The organism is Bifidobacterium sp. LH_450 (genome assembly GCF_056356715.1).
Window position 1 is genome coordinate 88850 of record NZ_JBKEUU010000005.1, and the last position, 20447, is coordinate 109296.

The 20447-nt window shown below is 61.5% G+C and carries 14 protein-coding genes and 2 tRNA genes; 4 read left to right on the forward strand and 12 right to left on the reverse strand.

Going from position 1 to position 20447, the window contains the following annotated elements:
- Window positions 1-53: 53 nt before the first annotated feature.
- Entirely contained in the window at window positions 54-1340 is a 1287-nt protein-coding gene (locus tag AC1AXT_RS07380) for an adenylosuccinate synthase (RefSeq protein ID WP_476540988.1), read from the reverse strand.
- Between the two features lie 248 nt (window positions 1341-1588).
- On the opposite strand from AC1AXT_RS07380, the gene fbaA reads away from it, so the two are divergent.
- Entirely contained in the window at window positions 1589-2653 is a 1065-nt protein-coding gene (fbaA, locus tag AC1AXT_RS07385; RefSeq protein WP_476540989.1) for a class II fructose-bisphosphate aldolase, read from the forward strand.
- 77 nt (window positions 2654-2730) lie between these two features.
- On the opposite strand, the gene AC1AXT_RS07390 is transcribed toward fbaA, so the two are convergent.
- The 3 genes from AC1AXT_RS07390 to AC1AXT_RS07400 all read right to left on the reverse strand — a co-directional run bounded on the left by AC1AXT_RS07390 (window position 2731) and on the right by AC1AXT_RS07400 (window position 5269).
- Window positions 2731-3606, reverse strand: a complete 876-nt coding sequence (locus AC1AXT_RS07390; RefSeq protein WP_476540991.1) for an aldo/keto reductase — start codon at window positions 3604-3606, stop codon at window positions 2731-2733.
- 208 nt (window positions 3607-3814) lie between these two features.
- Window positions 3815-3888 (reverse strand) — tRNA-Gly (locus AC1AXT_RS07395).
- 283 nt (window positions 3889-4171) lie between these two features.
- Window positions 4172-5269 (reverse strand): serine hydrolase, encoded by a 1098-nt coding sequence (locus AC1AXT_RS07400; protein WP_476540993.1) that lies wholly within the window; start codon window positions 5267-5269, stop codon window positions 4172-4174.
- Window positions 5270-5525: 256 nt separating this feature from the next.
- Between AC1AXT_RS07400 and AC1AXT_RS07405 the strand changes: the two genes are divergently transcribed.
- Both AC1AXT_RS07405 and AC1AXT_RS07410 read left to right on the forward strand, forming a co-directional pair.
- The gene (locus AC1AXT_RS07405) at window positions 5526-5906 is read left to right on the forward strand and encodes a hypothetical protein (RefSeq protein ID WP_476540995.1); all 381 of its coding nucleotides are present in this window, start codon (window positions 5526-5528) and stop codon (window positions 5904-5906) included.
- Between the two features lie 40 nt (window positions 5907-5946).
- A complete protein-coding gene (locus AC1AXT_RS07410) occupies window positions 5947-6711 on the forward strand; it encodes a hypothetical protein (RefSeq protein WP_476540996.1) in 765 nt (254 codons plus the stop codon).
- A 57-nt stretch (window positions 6712-6768) separates the two neighbouring features.
- On the opposite strand, the gene AC1AXT_RS07415 is transcribed toward AC1AXT_RS07410, so the two are convergent.
- From AC1AXT_RS07415 to AC1AXT_RS07425, 3 genes are all read right to left on the reverse strand, one after another.
- Window positions 6769-8214 carry an FAD-dependent oxidoreductase gene (locus AC1AXT_RS07415; protein ID WP_476540999.1) on the reverse strand — a complete coding sequence of 482 codons (1446 nt, stop codon included), beginning with the start codon at window positions 8212-8214 and terminating at the stop codon, window positions 6769-6771.
- Between the two features lie 124 nt (window positions 8215-8338).
- The gene (locus AC1AXT_RS07420; RefSeq protein ID WP_476541000.1) at window positions 8339-10579 is read right to left on the reverse strand and encodes a heavy metal translocating P-type ATPase; all 2241 of its coding nucleotides are present in this window, start codon (window positions 10577-10579) and stop codon (window positions 8339-8341) included.
- Between the two features lie 292 nt (window positions 10580-10871).
- Window positions 10872-12788, reverse strand: coding sequence for a S1C family serine protease (locus AC1AXT_RS07425; protein WP_476541002.1), 1917 nt, complete (start codon window positions 12786-12788; stop codon window positions 10872-10874).
- Window positions 12789-13095: 307 nt separating this feature from the next.
- Between AC1AXT_RS07425 and AC1AXT_RS07430 the strand changes: the two genes are divergently transcribed.
- Window positions 13096-14184 carry a glycerol dehydrogenase gene (locus AC1AXT_RS07430; RefSeq protein ID WP_476541004.1) on the forward strand — a complete coding sequence of 363 codons (1089 nt, stop codon included), beginning with the start codon at window positions 13096-13098 and terminating at the stop codon, window positions 14182-14184.
- A 178-nt stretch (window positions 14185-14362) separates the two neighbouring features.
- Here AC1AXT_RS07430 and AC1AXT_RS07435 read toward each other — a convergent pair whose 3' ends face one another.
- The 5 genes from AC1AXT_RS07435 to AC1AXT_RS07455 form a co-directional block, all read right to left on the reverse strand.
- A complete protein-coding gene (locus AC1AXT_RS07435) occupies window positions 14363-15931 on the reverse strand; it encodes an RNA-binding domain-containing protein (RefSeq protein ID WP_476541006.1) in 1569 nt (522 codons plus the stop codon).
- A 443-nt stretch (window positions 15932-16374) separates the two neighbouring features.
- Window positions 16375-16457, reverse strand: a tRNA-Leu gene (locus tag AC1AXT_RS07440).
- 106 nt (window positions 16458-16563) lie between these two features.
- Window positions 16564-17865 (reverse strand): tRNA guanosine(34) transglycosylase Tgt, encoded by a 1302-nt coding sequence (gene tgt, locus AC1AXT_RS07445; protein ID WP_476541008.1) that lies wholly within the window; start codon window positions 17863-17865, stop codon window positions 16564-16566.
- A gap of 183 nt (window positions 17866-18048) precedes the next feature.
- Window positions 18049-18774, reverse strand: coding sequence for an RloB family protein (locus tag AC1AXT_RS07450; RefSeq protein ID WP_476541010.1), 726 nt, complete (start codon window positions 18772-18774; stop codon window positions 18049-18051).
- A gap of 9 nt (window positions 18775-18783) precedes the next feature.
- Window positions 18784-20121 carry an AAA family ATPase gene (locus AC1AXT_RS07455; RefSeq protein ID WP_476541012.1) on the reverse strand — a complete coding sequence of 446 codons (1338 nt, stop codon included), beginning with the start codon at window positions 20119-20121 and terminating at the stop codon, window positions 18784-18786.
- Window positions 20122-20447 lie beyond the last annotated feature (326 nt).

The following is a 20447-nucleotide window of genomic DNA, read 5'->3' on the forward strand; positions in this document are numbered from 1 at the left end:
TCTTTCTGGGGCATGGCGCGCATGCCCGGTCGTAGCTTCGCCGTTCCGGTCGGTCAGTCGGTCAGCGAATTGATCTGGATGATATGGTCGCGCTGCGGGCCGGTTCCGATGACCGAAATACGGCATCCGGAAAGCTCTTCGAGGCGCTTGACGTACGCCTGGCAGTTGGCGGGGAGCCCGTCGAAGTCATGGACGCGGGAAATGTCCTCGCTCCAGCCGGGCATCATTTCGTAGATCGGCTTGGCGGCGGCGAAGGCGGCCTGGTCTGCCGGCATATCGTCGTAGCGTTCGCCGTCCACGTCGTAGGCGACGCACACGGGGATTTCGTCGAGGCCGGTGAGCACGTCGAGCTTCGTAAGCACGATGTCGGTCAGGCCGTTGACCTGCGTGGCGTAGCGGTTGACGACGGCGTCGAACCAGCCGCACCGGCGCGCACGTCCGGTGGTCACGCCGTATTCGTGGCCCTGGGCGCGCAGCCATTCGCCGGATTCGTCGAACAGTTCGGTCGGGAACGGCCCCTCGCCCACGCGCGTGACGTAGGCTTTGGCAACGCCGATGACGCGGTCGATCTTCGTGGGGCCGACGCCGGTGCCCGTGCAGGCGCCGCCGGCGGTCGGGTTGGAAGAGGTGACGAACGGATAGGTGCCGTGGTCGATGTCGAGCATCGTCGCCTGGCCGCCCTCGAACAGCACCGTCTTGCCCTCGTCGAGCGCCTTGTTGAGCACGAGCGACGTGTTGGCGACATACGGCTTGAGCCGCTCGCCGAGCGCCAGCAGCTCGTCGACGGTGCGGTCGACGTCCACTGCGCGGCGGTTGTACAGCTTGACGAGCATCTGGTTCTTCTGGTGCAGGCTTCCCTCCACCTTGTCGCGCAGGTGCTCTTCGTTGAACAGGTCATGCACGCGGATGCCCACGCGGTTGATCTTGTCGGCGTAGGCGGGGCCGATGCCGCGGCCGGTGGTGCCGATCTTCTTCTTGCCAGCAAAGCGTTCGGTGACCTTGTCGATCGTGCGATGGTACGGCGCGATGATGTGCGCGGATTCGCTGACGAGCAGGCGCGAGCAGTCGATGCCGCGGCTCTGCAGCCCATCGATTTCCTCGAACAGCACTTGAGGATCGACGACGACGCCGTTGCCGATGACGGGAATGGCCCGGGGGCTGATGATGCCGCTGGGCAGCAGGTGCAGCGCGTACGATTCATCGCCGACGACGACGGTATGGCCTGCGTTGTTGCCGCCGTTGAAGCGGGCTACGTAATCGACTTTGGTACCGATCAGGTCGGTAGCCTTGCCCTTACCTTCGTCGCCCCATTGTGCGCCCACCAACACGATTCCAGGCATAGTCAAGCACCTTTCGCTACGCTTCGCCGTCCGCCGTCAGCCTACCAAAGCCCCTCTACGCATGCCTTTGTTCCCCACCGCTCCGTCCCGCCATTGAAGATTTCCGTTCCCCTCCGGGCCCGTGTCACCGCCGACGTCCGCGCCGCCAGGCAAACCGGCGCCATCCCACGGCGCCGGCGCCCGGAAATCTCGTTTCCAACAGTGAACAGCCGTAGCGTTGCAGGGGCGGCGCGGCCGATAATGGAACCATGACTATTGCAACACCCGAACGATATGCCGAAATGCTGGACGCCGCGCGCCAAGGGGGGTACGCGTTCCCGGCGATCAACGTAACGAGCTCGCAGACGCTCAACGCGGCGCTGCAAGGGTTCGCCGACGCGGACAGCGACGGCATCATCCAGATTTCCGTGGGCGGTTCCGCCTATCTGTCCGGCCAGCGCGTCAACGACAGGGTCACCGGTTCGCTGGCGTTCGCCGCGTTCGCGCACGAAGTGGCGAAGAAATACCCGAACGTCACCGTTGCGCTGCACACCGACCATTGCGCCAAGCAGTACCTCGACGAATGGGTCCGGCCGCTGCTCGACATCGAAGCCGACGAGGTGAAGCACGGCCGCGAGCCGATGTTCCAGTCGCATATGTGGGACGGCTCGACGGTGCCGCTCGCCGAGAATCTTGCGATCGCCACCGAACTGCTGGAGAAATCCGTTGCGGCGCATACGATTCTTGAGATTGAGATTGGCGCCGTCGGCGGCGAAGAGGACGGCCAGCGCGCCGAAATCAACGACAAGCTGTATTCCACGGTCGACGACGCGATCAAGGTCGCGCAGACGCTGGGGCTCGGCGAGCGCGGCCGCTACATCGCCGCGTTTACGTTCGGCAACGTCCACGGCGCCTACAAGCCGGGGGTCGTCAAGCTGCGTCCGGAACTGCTCGGCGACATCCAGCGCGGAACGTGGGATGCGCTGCAGGACGGGATGATCGCGTCGGCGCCGGGCATGGACGTCATCCCCGGCAAGCCGTTCGAACTGGTGTTCCACGGCGGCTCCGGCTCCTCGCCGCAGGAGATTGCGCAGGCCGTTTCCCACGGCGTCGTCAAGATGAACATCGATACGGACACCCAGTACGCGTTCACCCGCGCCATCGCCGGCCACATGTTCCGCGACTACGACGGCGTGCTCAAGATCGACGGCGAAGTGGGCCGCAAGCACCAGTACGACCCGCGCAGCTGGGGCCGCGAAGGCGAGGATTCCATGGCCGCCCGCGTCGTAGAAGCCTGCCAGGAACTAGGCAGCGCCGGCAAAGCTCTCAAATAGGAACGAAAAGGCCCCGCCCTCCCGCAGTGCATGGGAGGAACGGGGCCCCTGGTTTGAGTTCGAGGGTAAGAACTAAATCAGCGCGAACGCTTGTCCGGGCTGTAGCACGGCCACTTGGCGCTCTCGCCGTACTCGGTGAGCTTCAGCGTCTTCAGGTAGGCCATGTCGTCTTCGGAGATTTCAAAGCCATCGGTCCACGCCTTCAGGTTGTTGCGCAGATGCTCGACGCTCTTGGCCTTCGGCAGCGCGACCATGCCGAGCTGCAGGTCGTATTCGAGGCACAGATCGGCGACAGACACGTCGTACTTGGCGGCCATGTCCTGCAGCGTCTGGTTGTTGAGCACTTCGCCATGGCCCATCGGCGAGTACGCCTCGACGACGATGTTCTGGTCCTGCGCGAAGTCGAGCAGGTTGAACGGGGTGTTGCCGACGTGGGCGAGCACCTGGTCGGCCATCGGCTTGATGTCGGCGCCTTCCAGCAGCGTATTGAGATCGTCGCCTTCGAAGTTGGCAACGCCGATTGCCTTGACCTTGCCGGCCTTGTAGGCGTCTTCCATTGCACGCCACACGTCAAGATTCTCCGCATAGAACTTCTCGGTGCCGCGGTACTTGTCCCACGGCTGCGGGCAGTGGATCAGCAGCAGGTCGATGTAGTCGGTGCCGAGCGCCGCCAGCGATTCGTCGATCGACTCCGCCGCGCGGTTATAGGTCTTGTACTCGGCGCGGACCTTGTCAGTCAGGAAAATCTGGTCGCGGGAAACGCCGGAGGCCTTGATGCCTTCGCCGACGCCCTGCTCGTTTTCGTACGCCTGCGCCGTGTCGATGTGGCGGTAGCCCATGTCGAGCGCTTCCTTCACCACCTTCACGACGTCCTTGTTGTCGATCAGCCACGTTCCCAGGCCTACGGTCGGGATTTCAAGGCCATTGCTCAGAGTTGCATACTGCTGCCTCATAATCACGCTTCCTTTTCCTCGCCGCCCACGAGGCTCCCCATGGCCGGCGCACGTCTACTGCCCCTTCAACAGAGGCTTTTGCTTCGACCCTACCGCGAATCCAAACCAGTCCGCGCCGTCCTACGCCATAAGCTTGCTCGCGCCAACGCTTGACGCATGATAGAAAGATTCCAAAAAGAGGGGTGGAATCACTCTCCACCATTCACAATGGAGCGGATGACGGGAGTCGAACCCGCCTTTGAGGCTTGGGAAGCCGCCGTTCTACCGATGAACTACATCCGCAGCGCCAACAGGCACAACGACGAGTGTACCACATGCGGCGCCCACATCTCACCAGCCGCCCAATCTTTCATTCTTACACCGCCAATCTTACACGTAAGATTAAACCCGTAAGGTTGAAAGATTGAAGGAACAATCGCTCAGAAATGTATCTCGATAATAAAAAGATTTTCTTAAGAATTAACGCGCGATAGCGTCGTGGGAGGAGTAATCTTTCATTCTTACACCGCCAATCTTACACGTAAGATTGAGCCCGTAAGGTTGAAAGATTGAAGAGGCAAGAACGCTACGACTGCATCGAGCCTTCGTAGACCTGGTCCAGCGACGCGGCCAGGTTTTCAAGCAGACCGTATTCGCCGCATGCGTCGGTCAGCATCGTGATGACGTAGGCGGCCGGCTTTTCGGTCACGGCGACGCCGCCGTACGAACTGGTCCCCTCGGTGCCGGGAAACACGATGCCGCCGTCGTTGAGCGCATAGTAGCCGTCTTCGCAAATCCAGCCGGCTTTCGTCATCATGCGGTCCTGTCCGCCGAGTTCAAGATTGATTGAGGAATTCAGCGTCGCCGCATAGTTCGACGCGAGCCATTCGCGGGCTTCCACCGACGCCTTGCCGCCGTCGGCGGCATCGTCGACGTCGGTAAACAGGTAATCGTACGCCTTCGTCCACATCAGCGCGAGGTCGACGGCCGACAGGTCGAGGTAGGCGACATCGGAGCCGACGGTGAGGTTGTGCTGGACGCCGGTGCCGTCCATCCAATCGACGAGCGGCTGCGCGCCGTACTCGCGGTACAGCGCATGGTAGCTTTCGTTGTCGGAAATCTGGATGGCGTTTTCAATGTAGGTTTTATCGCTGGCTTCGGCAGCGGTGACGCCGTTCATGACGCCGTCGAGATCGATGGCGCCGGTTGCGGCGAGCGACATGACGTACGGCCCCTTGATCGACGACGCCGAATACTTCGCTTCGGTACCGTCATACGCCAGCACGGCGCCGGTGGAGAGGTCGGCGAGCACGAACGCCGCAGAGTAGCCGGCATCGGTGAACGCGGAAACGGCCTCGCGCACGGCCTGCTGATCGTCGTTGTTTAACGTGAAACCAACCGTTTCAATCGACGAGCCGCCGGTAATCTGATTGAGATTTTCGATGGTTGCGAGCACCGGGTCGACTGCCGGCGCCGGCGCCGCGCTGCGAGCGACGGTAGCCGACGCCGTTTCGGCCGTGCCGGTCACGGCGTCTACAGCGGCGTCGGCCATGGACGACGGACGGTAGTACATCGTCAGTCCGACCATGTCGATAATCAGCAGCACCGATGCAATCAGCATCAGCCAGCGTCGCATGATCGTCGCTTTGCGTGCGCTGGCATGCCGGGCATTGGATTGAGGCATCGATCACCTTTTCGCTCGCGCCGCCCGGCAGACCGCCCGGCGGCCACCCACGCCCGCAATCGGGCATAGGCACCCACTTTCTACAGTTCGAGCCTACTCGCCAAGCTGAAAAAACAACCGAAACACCTTAAACGTTCCATCAAGCAATCTTTATATTCACATAATGGGTACGCTCACTCATGGTCAGGAAACCGAGGATAAACAATGGGAACACAACCCCCTTTAGGGAAACGCTACATTTCCAGCATCATCCAGAATGATTGGCGAAAGGATAAAAATGCACAATCTGCGACTCTCCAAGAAAAAGATGGTCACGCTAATCGCGGCGTTCTTATGTGCCGCCACCATGGCACTCGCCTCCGCGTTCCCCGCCGCAGCCGTTTCCTCCTCAGGTTTCTGGCGCTACGGAACCGGGCATTTCGACCACTACTACGTGTTTGGCGACTATTCAGTCACCTCAACCGTCTCCGACATATCTCTAACTACAAGCGCCGGGGTGTTCCGTACCACCTGTACGGCGGTACAGGAGGGGACAAAAACAAACTCACACACCGTTGGAGTTCTCTCTGCTTGCCACTCTAGGGTAACCGGTGTTAGCGAGATGGGCAAAGACTGGGTTTCCTACAACGCTCGGTGATTAGGCCATTCAGCTGACGGAACCCAAGGGAGGAGAAGGAATGCTCATCACGTCGGCAATGAAAACCGCAGTCGCTGCGATACTGGCAGCCGTGCTCGCCATGACAGTCGGAGGATGCGGACATCAGGAGGAAACCGCACAGACATCCGGAGGAGAAAAATACGCCTCTTCGATGAGCGAGTATCTCCAGATGGTGCTCAACGCATATGAAAAGTCCCCGTATGCTGGCGGATCCCAGGAAAGGATTGTACGCAAATCTCTAGAGAGCGGCAAACCGATTAATCACGCCGACTATGAGCAGGCCTGGAGCGACTATCGCCAATGCGTCGTTGACAAAGGCTATACGGAACCTCCCCTACTCACTGCCGGGGGCTTTTATACAGATGCATACAGTACCTCCGCCGACGATTTCCCCTCCGAAGCCGCTGAGCAGAAGTTCAATGACGACGAGGGAGATTGCTTCGCGCGCAACGTGAGCATCGTTTCCGTAGTTTACCAACGCCAGCAAGCCGACCCACAGCTATTCAGTGAGCCGGAAGAGGCAGCCGTCGACTGCCTCCACCAAGCCGGACTTGCCGAAGCCTCCTACACAGCCGCGCAGTTCACAGACGAGCGAGAGGCTTACTACGATTTCCAGGAAAAGCGGAACTCAGCCGAGCTGCCTTCATTGGACGAAGCAAACGAATACTTCACGATCGATCTGCGCGACCAGGGAGTGATGAGCTGCATCGTCGCCAACGAAGCCATCGCCGTGGGCGCCCTTTCGGGCGATTACGAACCGCCCGAATGGAAGCCGCTAGGTTAATCGCCATACCGCGAAAACGTCATCGAGAAGGACACGTTGCGCCTACCCGCATCATCGCTACGCGTGGGCGAGATTGCGCATCGTGTCCGGATCGATGACCTTCTTGTGTTCGCGGCCTTCCTTGGCGCCTTCGGAGCGTTCGAAGGCGTCGATCTTCTTCCAGCCGGCGAAATCGATCGGCTTGATGCCGCGTTCGGCCAGCAGGCGGTCGATGGATTCCGGGTCGCGGTCGGGGGCGACCTGGCCGCCCTCGGCAGCCTTCGCAAGGTCTTCGAGCATATTCGTCACGATGAGCAGCGCATCCGACTTCGTCGAGCCGATCAGGCCCACCGGCCCGCGCTTCGCCCAGCCCGTGGCATACAGGCGTTCGCGGATCTCGCTGTTCTCGGCATCCACGGTAATGCGCCCGTCGCCGTTCGCGTTCGCCAAGTGCGCGCCCTTGGCGTCATAGGCGATGCCCGGAGCCTCTTCCGGCTGGTAGCCAATGGCATGGTAGACGGCCTCGACCGGGTATTCGACGAATTCGCCGGTACGGCTCATCTTGCCATCGGCCGACGTTTCGGTCTTCTCGACCTTGATGCCGGTCACCTTGCCATCCTGTCCAAGGATTTCCACCGGCGCCGAATTGAAGTGGATGTAGTAGCGGCGGTCGGCGGGGTTGCCTTCGAAGTCGACGTTGCCGTCGTCCTCCATGTCGAGCGCCATCTCCTGAATGGCGTACAGCTCCTCGACCATCTGGCGCGTGAGCTTGTCCTTGCCGGCTTCCTCGATCGTGTCGTCGTCGAGCTCGAAGTCGTCTTCGTCGATGATGAGCTGCACGCCGGGCAGCTTCTCCATTTCGCGCAGCTCCTGCACGCTGAACTTGGCCTGCGCCACGCCGCGTCGGATGAACAGGTGCAGTTCCTTGGCCTTGTTGGCCGCAATGCCTTCATAGACGTTGTCGGGAATGTCGGTGCGTTCCTTGAGGTCGTCGGCGTTGCGCATCAGCTCGCGGGCAACGTCCATCGCGACGTTGCCGCCGCCGATGACGGCGACCTTTTCGGCAGTCAGCGGCCACTCGCGGGCACCGGTGGGGTATCCGTCATACCATTCGACGAACTTGGCGGCGCCGTACACGCCGTCGAGATCGGCGCCCGGCAGGTTCAGCGGCTTGTCCTTGACGGCGCCGGTGGCGAACAGCACCGCGTCGTAGCGCTCGAGCAGGTCTTCCAGCGTCACGTCCTTGCCGAACTCCACGTCGCAGTACAGGTGGATGTCCGGGTTGTCGAGCGTCTTCTCCAGCGCGGAGGAGATGAACTTGATCGACGGATGGTCGGGAGCCACGCCGTAGCGCACCAGGCCGAACGGCACCGGCAGCTTCTCGAACAGGTCGATGCGGGCCTGCGTGCCCACGCCCAGCTCGTCGCCGAGCTTCTTGAGCTGGCGCAGGAAAATATCGGAAGAGTAGACGCCAGCGGGGCCGGCGCCGATAACGGCAATGCGAAGTCCAGAATCTTGAGTCACGCAACCAAGAATAATAGAGAACCCCGAACGCCGGAACCCCAGCCCCGCGGGCTGCGGCGGCGCGGGGCGCCCTCCGCCGCCCGCACTGCCCTGTCGCGCCCGCCGCTGCCGCCCAGCCCCGCAGCTACTCCGTGCGGTCGAACATCGCCGTCAGCGCCCACATGATCGACACGACGTCGATCGCTTCCTGCAGGAACGCGCCGACGACGACCGGAATGAGGTTGAACGCCGCGCACAGCATGCCGACGATGGCCAGCGCAATGCCGAGCCACACCGCCTGCAGCATGACGCGCTTCGTCTGGTGCGCAATCGAAACGCCGAGCGGCACCGCAGCGAGCGTGTCGTTCATAATGACGACCTGCGCGGATTCGGAAGCGGCCGTCGACGTGCCGTCCGTGATCGCCACGCCGATGTCGGCGACGGCGAGCACCGGCGCATCGTTGACGCCGTCGCCGACCATCATCGTGATTTCGCGCGTCATCGATTCGCCGAGCACCTTCTCGCACACCTTGTCCCACCACGGCTGCTTCGAACGGCGGCCGTGCTCGCCATGGTCGCCGGCGTCGCGCACCGCAGCCACCTTGCCGTCCGGCAGCAGTTCGTAGCGCACGTCGCTGATGCCGACTTCGGAGCCGATTTCCTCGGCCGAGGCGCGCTTGTCGCCGGTCAGCATCGTGACTTCCTGCACGCCCAGCTGCCGCAGTTTCTCAATCGAACGCGCGGCGTCGGCACGCGGCACGTCGCGCAGCACGATGCGCGCGGCCAGCTGCCCGTCGATGGCGACGTACGTGGCCATTTCGTCTGGCGCCAGCTGGCTCGGCCACGCATAGCGCGCCTTGAGCGTTTCGGAAGATTCGTCGGATTCCAGCACGAACGGCAGCCGCCCGACCCGCACCTTGCGTCCGTCGACGGTGCCGGAGACGCCCTTGCCGGCTTCTTCGCAGATGTCGGCGACGGACGGGTAGTTGGCATCCGGAATGCGCGGGTGGGCACGCTTCGGATTCGCCGGCACCGGCCGCTCGGTCAGCCTCCCGAGCCGCACCATCGCGTCCTTGCCGGCTTTCGCGATGCCTTTGGCGAGGATATGCACCGAATAGTTTTCGACGACGCCGGCCATCACCAGCAGCTCGTCGTTCGTCAGCCCGTGGGTGGCCGCGGTCGGCGCCGCCGCCGTCTGCTCGATGCGCACGACCTGCGGCTGCTTGACGGTCAGCGTGCCGGTTTTGTCGAAGAATACGTGGGTTACTTTCCCAAGATTTTCCAGCACGTCCTGCGCCTTGACGAGAATGCCGTGCTTCGCAAGCCGGCCGGTGCCGGCAACGTAGGCGACGGGTGCGGCGATGAGCAGCGGGCACGGGGTCGCCAGCACGAGCACCTGCGCGAACCGCAGCGCCGAGCCCGACACAATCCACGCCAGCGCGGCGATGAGGAACGACACGACGGTGAACGGCACCGCCAGCATGTCGGCGGTCTTGACGGCGGCGGAACGGCTTTCCTGCGCGGAACGCACGAGTTCGAGGATGTTCTGGTACTGCGAATCCTTCGCCAGGCGCGTGGCGCGGATCGTCATCGTCGTCGAGCCGTTGATCGAGCCGGAGAGCACTTCGGCGCCGGCGTACACGGTGCGCGGCACCGGCTCGCCATTGATATTGCTCAGGTCAAGCGTTGCGGCGCCGGAAATCAGCTGGCCGTCGACCGGCACCGTTTCGCCGGGCAGCACGACCATCACGTCGCCGAGCTGGACCTGGTCGACCGGCACCGTCGTGAAGTGGTGGGCGGCTTCCTCGTCGCTCTGCTCGTCGGTCCCGGCGGTTCCGGCGCCGACCACCGGCACCGACGCGCCCGGGTGTCCGTCGATTTTCCCGGACACATGCCGAAAATGCTCGGCGTCCTCTTCCAGCGCAGCGACATCCGCCGTCAACGAGCCGTCATGCCCTTCGACGCCGTCGACGCCGGGAAGGTTGACCAGGTGGGCCTGCTGCGGCGCCGCCTTGATCAGCGCCGTCAGCGAACTGCGCGCCTTCGCCTGCGCATACGACTCGATGGCGTCGCCGGACGCCACCATCAGCAGCACGGCCCACGTCGCCCAGTACTGCTCGACGCAGACGGTGGATGCGAGCGCGACGACGGCCAGCAGGTCCACGCCCAGGTGGCCTGCCTTGAGGTCTTCGATCATGCCCTTGACGGATTCGATGATCGTCCAGCACGTCAGCAGGATGATGATCCACTGCCCTACGCCCGGATCGAACGACCAAGCCCAATGCCCCCACGGGCGCCAGGAAGGGATGAGTGCCAGCGGAATGGCCGCCACGATGACGATGGGCAGCATCGGCACTTCTTTGCACAGACGGATGATTTTATTCATCGCATCTCCTTACGTCGGTATCGTTGCGCCGCCGCCAGCGTCACGCCTGCGGCTACCCGAACGCCACGGGAGCAGGGGTAGCCAAGGCGCGCCCCCGCCGGGGACGGCATTGCGCTACGCCTTGTTAACCCATCGAAGCGAAGGCCCGGCTTGGCCCAGCCCGCGATACACGGCGTAAAAAAAGATGATTGAGTTATCGCTGTCTAACTTACCATACAAAGCCAACCGCCCCGCCCAACGCAACGGGGCGCTGGAACGGGGCGGCTGGCGAATCTTGGTTAATTACCGCGGCTTACCACAGGCCGAACGGATCGGTGAATCCGCCACCGTTGCCGTTGCCGGAGCCGGAATCTCCGTTCGAATTGCCGTTGGAGTCGCCATTCGAGTTGCCGGAGTTGCCGGAATTTCCGGAGTTGTCGTTCCTCGTCGTGCCGTTGACGTCGCTTTCCTCCTGGTCGAACGTGACGTCGAACTCAAGCGTCTTGCCGTCGCGCACGACGGTGAGCTTCGCCGTGGAGTCGAGCGCCGCGGCGCGTACGTAGCCGAGCAGCGAGTAGTTGTTGCTCACCGCGTTGCCGTTGAACGCCACGATCGTGTCGCCGGCCTTGAGGCCTGCCTTCGCCGCCGGGCCGCCGGAAACGACCGACTTGATGAGGGCGCCGCCGCGGGTGACGCCGTCGGCTTCCACCGTCGTCGCCGTAATCGTCACGCCGAGCGCAACGTGCACGACCTTGCCGTTCTTGATGATTTCTTCGGCGACGCGCTTGACGAGATTCGACGGGATCGCGAAGCCGATGCCGATCGAGCCGGCCGTTTCGGTCGAGCTGGCCGTCGACGCAATCGACGAGTTGATGCCGATGACCTGGCCGGCGGCGTTGAACGTCGGGCCGCCCGAGTTGCCGGGGTTGATCGCCGCGTCGATCTGCACGGCGTTCGTCACAATCGCCGTGTTGTCGGAATCCATGACGGAAACCGGGCGGTTGAGCGCCGAAATGATGCCGCTGGTAGAGGTGCCTTCGTAGCCCAGCGGGTTGCCGATGGCAAGGATCGGTTCGCCGGCCGCGAGGTTGTCGGAATCGGCGAACGTCACCGCGGTCAGGTTGTCCGGGGCGTTGTCGAGCTTGAGCACGGCGAGATCGGTCGTCTGGTCGGTGCCGACCGTCGTCGCGCTGTACATGTCGCCGTTGGCGAGCGTCACCTGGATGGCAGTGGCGTCCTCGACGACGTGGTTGTTCGTAATGATGTAGCCGGCCTTATCGATGATTGCGCCGGAGCCCTTCGCCGTGCCGTTCGACAGCGTCGTCTGGATCGAGACGACCGAATCGGAGACGTTGTTGATGACGCTCGTCCAGTCGGGCGCGTCGCCGCCGTCGACGGTCGCGCTGCCGGTGCCGGACTTGTTCGACGAAACCGACGTCAGCGAGCTCGTCGTCGCCACCTTCACCCACCCGTTCGTCAGCGCCGCGTAGCCGAAGCCGAGGCACAGCGCCGCCGCAACGAGCGCCGCGACGACGGCGACGACGACGTTGCTGGCCGTGCGGGGCCTCGCGTTCGCGTTGGCATTCGGGGGCATCGGGACGCCCCCCGGCATGCCCTGCTGCGGACCGTTCGGGGCGGCGGGGCCCGTCGGCGTGCCGTTGGCGCCGCCCGCGTTGGCATTGGCGTTGTTCGCGTTGGACGCGCCGTACGCGTTGCCGTAGGACGGGTTCTGCGTGGGCGGGAAGTAGTTGCCGTTCGGGGTGGAAGACTGGCCGTACGAAGCGCCGTACGGCGTGCCGAACTGCTGCGTCGGCTGGGACTGCGACTGCTGCCCCGTCTGCTGGCTTCCGGTGCCGGGGGTGCCAGCGGCGCTGGCCGGCTGCGCGGAACCGTGGGCGGCCGGGTTCGTGCTGAACGCGCCGTACTGCGGCGCCAGCCGGTAGGTGCCGTCGACCGGCGTGCCGTTTGCGGAAGATTCCTCCGTTCCAGCCGACGACGTGCCGCTCGCCGCCGAGCCAGCCGCCGTATCGGTCGGCGTCGTACCGGCGGATGCGGCGCCAGGGGCGGCCGAATCTTGGGAAGCGACCGGAATCGCCTGCGTCGGCTTCGTCTCCTCGGTGATCGTTTCGGTCACGTCGATCTGCGTTTCCTCAGGCTGCGGCGCCTGCTGTTCGCCGTCGTTGCCGTACGGGTTCGGCGTGCCCCAGCTGCCGTTGCTGTCTTCAGCCATGTCTGCTCCTTCTTGTCTCTTGAAACGGAGTTTCCTGCGGTAAAAGTCTTCGATTATGCCATCGGTTGAAGTGCTACCTACGAGTAAAAACGTCCCGTCTGGGTGATTCCTGAAAGAATCTTTAACGTCACAATCGACTTTTTTGAACATCCCTGCAAAGCGTCGCCCGGAGGCAAAAAGTCCATACACGACCCTCACAACCGACCGTAGACGCCGCAAGGGGCGGGACATAGAATCTAAACCGCATGCGGGCCATGCCGGCGCCAAGCCGCGGCCCCACCGACGACCGCGATACGAGGAGGTATCCATGAGGAAAGTTCTGTGCTCCCCCGGCAGCTATATCCAGCAGGAGGGCGCGATGGCGTCGCTCGCCGGCGAATACCGCGAGCTGGGCAGCAAGGGCGCGTACCTGATCGTCGACTCGTTCATCGACCGCGCCTACCACGACGACATCGTCTCGTCGTTCGAGGCGACCGGCGTTCCGTACCGCTACAAGGTGTTCGGCGGCGAATGCTCGATGTCCGAAATCGACCACCACCGCGAGATGCTGGGCGAATGCGATGCCGTCATCGGCATCGGCGGCGGCAAGACGCTGGACGCGTCGAAGGCGGTGGCGCACTTCGCCGGGCTGCCGGTCATCATCGCGCCGACCGCGGCGTCGTCCGATGCGCCGTGCTCGCGTCTGTCGGTCATCTATACCGACGACGGGCAGTTCGACCACTATCTGCCGCTGCCTGCCAACCCCAACAAGGTGATCATGGATACCACGATCATCGCCAAGGCTCCGGCGCGCTTCCTCGTCGCTGGCCTGGGCGACGCGTTCGCCACGTACTACGAGGCGCTGGCGTGCGTGCAGTCGAACGCCGTGACGATGACCGGCGGCCATGCCACGAACGCCGCGCAGGCAATGGCGAAGCTGTGCCACGACCTGCTGATCGCCGACGGCGTCAAGGCGCTTGCGTCGGTGCGCAACGGCGTGTGCACGTCCGCCGTCGAGCAGATCGTCGAAGCCAATACGCTGCTCAGCGGACTGGGCTTCGAATCGTGCGGGCTCGCCGCGGCCCACGCCATCCACAATGGCCTGACCGCGCTGGAAGGCACGCACCAGTATCTGCACGGCGAGAAGGTGGCGTACGGCACGCTGGCGCAGTTCGTGCTCGAAGACCGTCCGATGGCCGATTTCCAGGAAGCGTACCGCTTCTTCCGCGAAGTGGGGCTGCCGACGTCGCTGGAGGGCATCGGCATCGCCGACGCCACCGACGAGGATCTGCTCAAGGTCGGCGAACTGGCCTGCGACCCGTCCGACACGATGGTCAACATGCCGTTCAAGGTGACGCCGGCCGACGTCGCCGCCGCGCTGCGCACCGTCGACGAACTCAACAGCGTCATCCAGTAGTCTCCCGTGCCGCCTCGGATTCCAAGCCACAGGATTCCGGGGCGGCACCTGGGCCGCATCCGCGGCCATTGCGCCATTCCAAGGGACCGTCCCTCACCCGGTCCGGCGCAACAAGCCCCCTCCCCTTCTCCCCTTTCCAGAGAGGGGGCCTTTCATTGTTTTTCCTTTCCGATAGAGCTTAAGATTCCTCCTGCAAATGCCACTTAGCAGCCGAAGTAGCACCATCTGAGTAGATTTTCCCCTGCTTACGCAAGGTTTGCAGCAGATAGCTGACTCGGTTGGCCTGCTGCTGATCGGATACCCCTTCTGGAAGAGCATGTTTGATTGCAGCGAGAATTTCGATTCTTGTAGAGGGGCGAGAACGGAGTAGTTGAAGAATAAGAGCCTTGCAGATTTGATTGTCCAATCCTTTGCTTCTTACGTATTCCTTCTGCTTACCAAGAGCTTTCGCTACGGACGATGAAATCGTAAGCCTGGGATAGCGCCCCTCTACCAGGCCTCTTGAACGCAGGTCCTTAGCTTGATCCTTAGAGATGGGCTGCTCCTTCTGCACCATGTCCAGCAGCACTACGCTCTGCAAATCTAGTTTGGGATATACGGCCAGAAGCTGCGAATATTTTTCATCAATGATGGTGCCAAATATCGTAACTGATACGCGCGAAGGTTGCGAAAGATCGTAAGTTGGCAATGGCAGCCGGCGCTCACGCTGGATATCAAAGACGCTACGGATACCGATTGCATTCTGGTCAATCATACCGATCTTGCTCATAGCTTTTGCTAACAATGCATTGCGATAGTAGGGAGGTTTGTAACCGGGGGCGAGCGCTGCATCAATGCTGCCAGGAATAAAGGTGCCTTCATTCAGGAAGACCAGATGGTCTTCATATTCGAGAACATTAATCTTTCCTGAAAGGCGATAATCCTGATGGGCAATTGCGTTATGAAGGAGCTCACGAATAATTTCTGGGCTATATCGCTGCGCAACTTCCGGGAATAGGGTATTAGGATCAGTAAAAAATCGATACTTCTCGTTGCGTATTTTGGCTAGCACCTTGTTTACCTGCAATAGGAATGGCGGCTCAAAATGTTCATAAGAAGAGACATCCCCGTTAGAAGAGTACAAAGTCCAAGTAATACGAAGCCCGACGCCCCCTAGAAAAACAGTCGATTCAGGCTTTCCCAGCAACACAAGCGCGGCATTAGTAACATGGCCGTGAATCAGTAGACCAATTTTTGTCAGAATCTCTTCATCAGATAGGTTTTCAACCGCTTTCTGCGTAGGCGCGTATTTCTTAACGTATTCATCGCAAGCAAATCGTATTGCTTCCGAATCAAGATCGTCAACAGCGGCATCGTAGGCTATCTGCCGAGACCAGTCTGGCCTTGATTGCCCGTAAATTGCTTCAAGCTTGAACTGCGGCATCTGCGCTAAAGACTCATTCTCCCGCGACCAAGGAACGCCATGCCAAGTAGTTGGCGTGGCAAACGTTGCAGGTGGAATCTGAAACACAACGACCCTCTGCCCGTCTATTTCGAGCTCATAAATTTCTTCAAACGTCATTCCGTTATTGGTGTGCCGCGTGATGTCATGCTTAAGATTTCGCAATCCGACGCTAGGAGTATGAGTTTCCTTGCGATAGCCGGTACCGCAAATTGTCCTATCATTACGTACACCAAACAGCAACCACCCAGCATCTGCATGTCGAAGATTGGCTTCATTGCTTAGCGCAGAGAAGTATCGGCCCAAATCGTCAAAATCAAAATTGTTCTTCGCAGACTTATTACTCCACTACCTCAGTTTCGACGTCCGCCAGCAGGCGTCGTACTTTGTCAACCATCTCTGCAGTGCCATAAATCATCTTCGAACACCCAACTAATGTAATTCTTCAGTCAAACTAATGTAATTAGATTATAACTAATGTAATCGTTAGACGTTTGCATAATCATCCGGGCAGACGATGGCAGCAACCAGAATGCACAGGGCAGCCCTTTTCAATCGCTTTCACGACAGCCTGCGTGTCATGGCACAGGCAGGAGGGAGAATCACCATGTCGGGCTGGATATAACAGCTGATGAGAGTGCCGGCAGTCTGGTCTATGTCCTCGTCCTTAAGACGCCCAATCCTGCACTGAGCGTGGACTCGGCGGAGGAAAACAAAACCCGGCAACTTGGTTGCCGGGTTTTCAATCGTGCGAGTGGGGGGACTTGAACCCCCACGAGCATACGCTCACTGCCACCTGAAGACAGCGCGTCTACCATTCCGCCACACTCGCAGACAAATGACTAACTTACACCCACCTCCCCGGGAACGCAAATTAGTCATCTTCGGCGTGTCGCGAATCTTGTTTCCAACGGCGACGGCAGCGGGCGCTTTAAACGTCAGCCACGAGAACCGTTTTCGTAGAATTTCGCGAGCGTTTCATCGCGGAATTCCTCGAAATAGCCGCCATCAATCGACGCACGGATATCGTCGAGCAAATGCACGAAGAAATACTCGTTGTGGATCGTGGCGAGCGTGAAGCCGTTGAATTCGCGGGCGCGCAGCAGGTGGTCGACGTACGCCTTCGAATAATGGGTGCAGGTGTAGCACTGGCAGCCCTCTTCCAGCGGTCCGAAATCGAACTTGTTCTCCGCTCGCTTGACGTTGTAGCGGCCGTGGCGGGTGAAGATCGCGCCGTTGCGGCCGCAGCGGGCCGGCGCGACGCAGTCGAACGTGTCGCCGCCGTTCTCCACGCAGGCGAAGATGTCGTCGACGGCCGCGATGCCGAGCACGTGGCGAGGCCGGCTTTCCGGCATCTCATCGCAGATCCACGCGCAGGTGTCGCCGATGATCCGCTTTTCAATGGCGCCGCCGATGCCGACGCCGTCGAAATCCAGCGACGCAATCTGGGAAGCTGCACGGCGGCGCAGATCCTCGTAATTCGCGCCCTGCACGACGCCGTAAAGCGCCTGATACGGCTTGCCGAGCCGCTCTTGCGTGAGCTTGCGGTGCGCCTCGACGCAACGCTTCGCCCAGCGGAACGTACGCTCAATCGACTGCTCCTGGTAGCCGCGCGTGTTCATCAGCGTCGTCAGCTCGTCGAACGCGAACATGATGTCGGCGCCGATCTTGTGCTGAATCTCCATCGAGATTTCGGCGGAGAAGCGATGCAGCGAACCATTGAGCGGCGACTTGAACGTCACGCCGTCCTCATCGACGAACGCAAGCCGCTCCTTGCCTTCGGCGATGACGTCGTCCGACTTCATGCCGGTAACGTCCATCGCCAGCGTTTTCTTGAAGCCGGCGCCAAGCGAAAGGACCTGGAAGCCGCCGGAATCGGTGAACGTCGGGCCGTCCCAGTTCATGAACTTCGCCAGCCCCCCAGCGGCGTCGAGCACATCCTGGCCCGGGCGTTCATAGAGATGGAATGCGTTCGACAGCAGGCACTGCGCGCCCAGCTTCTTCATGTCTTCGGGAAGCACCGCTTTCATGGCCGCCTGCGTGGCGACTGGAACGAACGCCGGGGTGGCGATGTCGCCATGCGGGGTATGGATGACGCCGGTGCGACCGTAGCGCGCGCCGCCGCGGCCCTTGCCATCGGGAGCGTCGGAAAGCCGCGTATGCTGCTCGAAATAAAACGCCGAACGGTCGCCGGGCTTCCCCTCTTCAGCGCCGCGCGGATGTTCCACAAGATTCGTCATAGGCCACCACTCTACCCGCCGCCTCCCCGCTTTTTGCGTCCAGACTTTGGGAGCCACCCGGCTCACTGGACACAAGACGCTCCTTCAGCCTGCCGAAAATGGCGGATTTCCAACAAGCTGACATGAGCCTCGTGTCCAGCGGCGCCAGCACCCGCAAACTCTGGACAGCAAAGTTCTAAAGCCCTACAGCTCGCTACTGATGTCGCGGCCTGAGACGCGCTTGCACTCCTCGATCAGCGCCTCGACTACCCGCGGAACGTCGGTCCACGGCGCGTAGTTGGACTGGTTGTTCACCGCCGGATGCCGTTGCCTCAGCTCACGCTGGGCGCTGTCACACATGTGTTGCCGGGCATGCTCGAGCGCCTCCGCGTATTTTCCGCTGATCTTGTCAATCTGGATGTGCTTGTTCCTGCGCCCGCTTGCATTGCCCACCAGGTCGAGTTCCTTGGCAAGCTGCTGGCACATCGGCGTCTGCGTATATTCCGCCGGGCAGCTTTCGGCATGGTCGATAATCCATACCTCGAAGCACGGGTTCGAAATGACCAGTTCCACTTTCCCGCCGGTCGCGTCGGCAGCATCCTGCGCCTGCTGGATCTTCTTCGCGAAGTCGTCGATGTCGGTCACCACCCAGACCCGCTCGTACGGTTCGTACTCCTCCTTCTGCGCCGCCTGCGCGTCCCTGCGCATCAGCGTAATGGCGTCTTCCGTCAGCGTGAGCGGATCGACACCTTTCTTCTCCACCTGAACGTCTTCCTGAACGTTCCATCCCGGCGAACAGTACCGTCCCACAACGGACTTGACGTACTCGAAATACTCCACTTCAGTCACGATTCCACCGCAGAAAATCAGGAATCGCTTATTACGCTCGGCCTTCTTCTCCGGGCGCCCGTGGACGGGGACCTGCACCATCGCCGCCTCCTATCCTGCCTGCGTAGGCGCCTGAAAAATCCTCGCCACCGTTTCGTGCAGCGTAGGCTGCGGAGTGGCTGCATAGACGCCGTGCTGGTAGTTCTTGCCGAAGTTCACGTCGCGCTCCTCCCATTCCGTCAGCGGATGCAACGACGACTCACCCTCCCCGCTCTTCGTAATGAACCAGATTTGGTCCCGGTCAAGCACTCTGCGATCCGCCCCGGACGCGCTGATGAGACTCAGGTCATGCGTCGTGAAAATGAGCTGCGACTGGTGGGGGTTGGTGGCGGGGTCACGGTAGAGGCCGAGGATTTCGGCGCGCAGGGCCGGGCTGAGGCTCGTATCGATTTCATCGATGAGCAGGACCGTCGGCTTGGTGAGCGACTCGATGATCCACAGGAACAGCAGCATCGCGTTGCGCGTTCCCTCGGACTCCCGTTCCGGCGAGAACTGCCGCGTCACGCCCCGGCCGGCATGGGTGAAGAGCATCTGGGGCCTGCCGCTCTGCGCCTGATCGCCAGCAGCCGCGAAAGAGGAAGAATCGCGCGAATCATTGTGGAGACTGGCGAGGGCGGTAGCGATCTGACCCGGGTCGTCAGGAAACACCGGGTCGCCAGGGAGAACCGGGGCGCGGAAATCGACGCCGGTAATGCCGAAATCGGCGAATTTCAGCAATTCGGCGACCTGTTCGGCGATGACGGGATTGCGCCTCATATAGTGGGCGACGGTAGCGAAATAGCGACTGAAATCGACAGTGTCGCGAGACTGAATAGTCTTGGCAATCTCGTCGAACGCAGGCTGCACGGCGGCGATGCCGGAGGCCGCTGCAGTAGACAGCAGCAACGCGTTCGGCCGCGTAATCCGTTCGACAAGACGGCCGCCGGAACGCAACGCTGCCCCAAAATGAACCGGCTTGCCGTCCTCGCGCTCGAACAGTACGGTCTTCCGATTCGTTTCCGCGCGGAAGAGCCAAAGCACCTCCTCGACAATGCGGTCTTGGGTCAGCGAAAACCAATACTGGTACCGGCTGCCGTCAGCGGCGATGAATTCCGCGAAGAAGGTGGAAGGATGGTTTTCCGAGTCGTCGTCAAGGAGAAAGGGAGTTGCGCTGGTACCGGATGTGGCGTCGCCGGCACGGAAACTGGTGGCGACGAAGTTCGAGAAGAAGCGGAGGCAGCGGAGGAAATTCGTTTTGCCAGACGCATTGCCGCCGTAAATGGCGGCGAGCGTGGAGATTTGCGGCTGCGGCCAAGCCTCCCCTTCCGGCACACGGACGGTTCGGCGCATGGAGAACTGCTGGGGTTCACGGAAGCTCAACGCATTCTCGACGGTGAAATCCAGAAGCATGGCGACTCCTCCGGTGGTTGGCAGCGCGGACCAGACACGACAGGAAATTTGACGGTTGGACGGCGAATGGCTTGACGGTTCGGCGGCGAACGTGCGTCCAGCGTATCGCGAAAGCGAGCGATTCTCAATTTCAGTCGTCCAGACTTTGGGAGGCAGCCGGCTCACTGGACACAATGCGCTCCTTGAGCTTGCCGAAAATGGCGGATTTCCAACAAGCTGACATGAGCCTCGTGTCCAGTGGCGCCGGCACCCGCAAACTCTGGACGCCAATCCACTAAAACCCACGACGGCACAGGAGGACAGCCACCGCCGTCCTCGGAAACGGG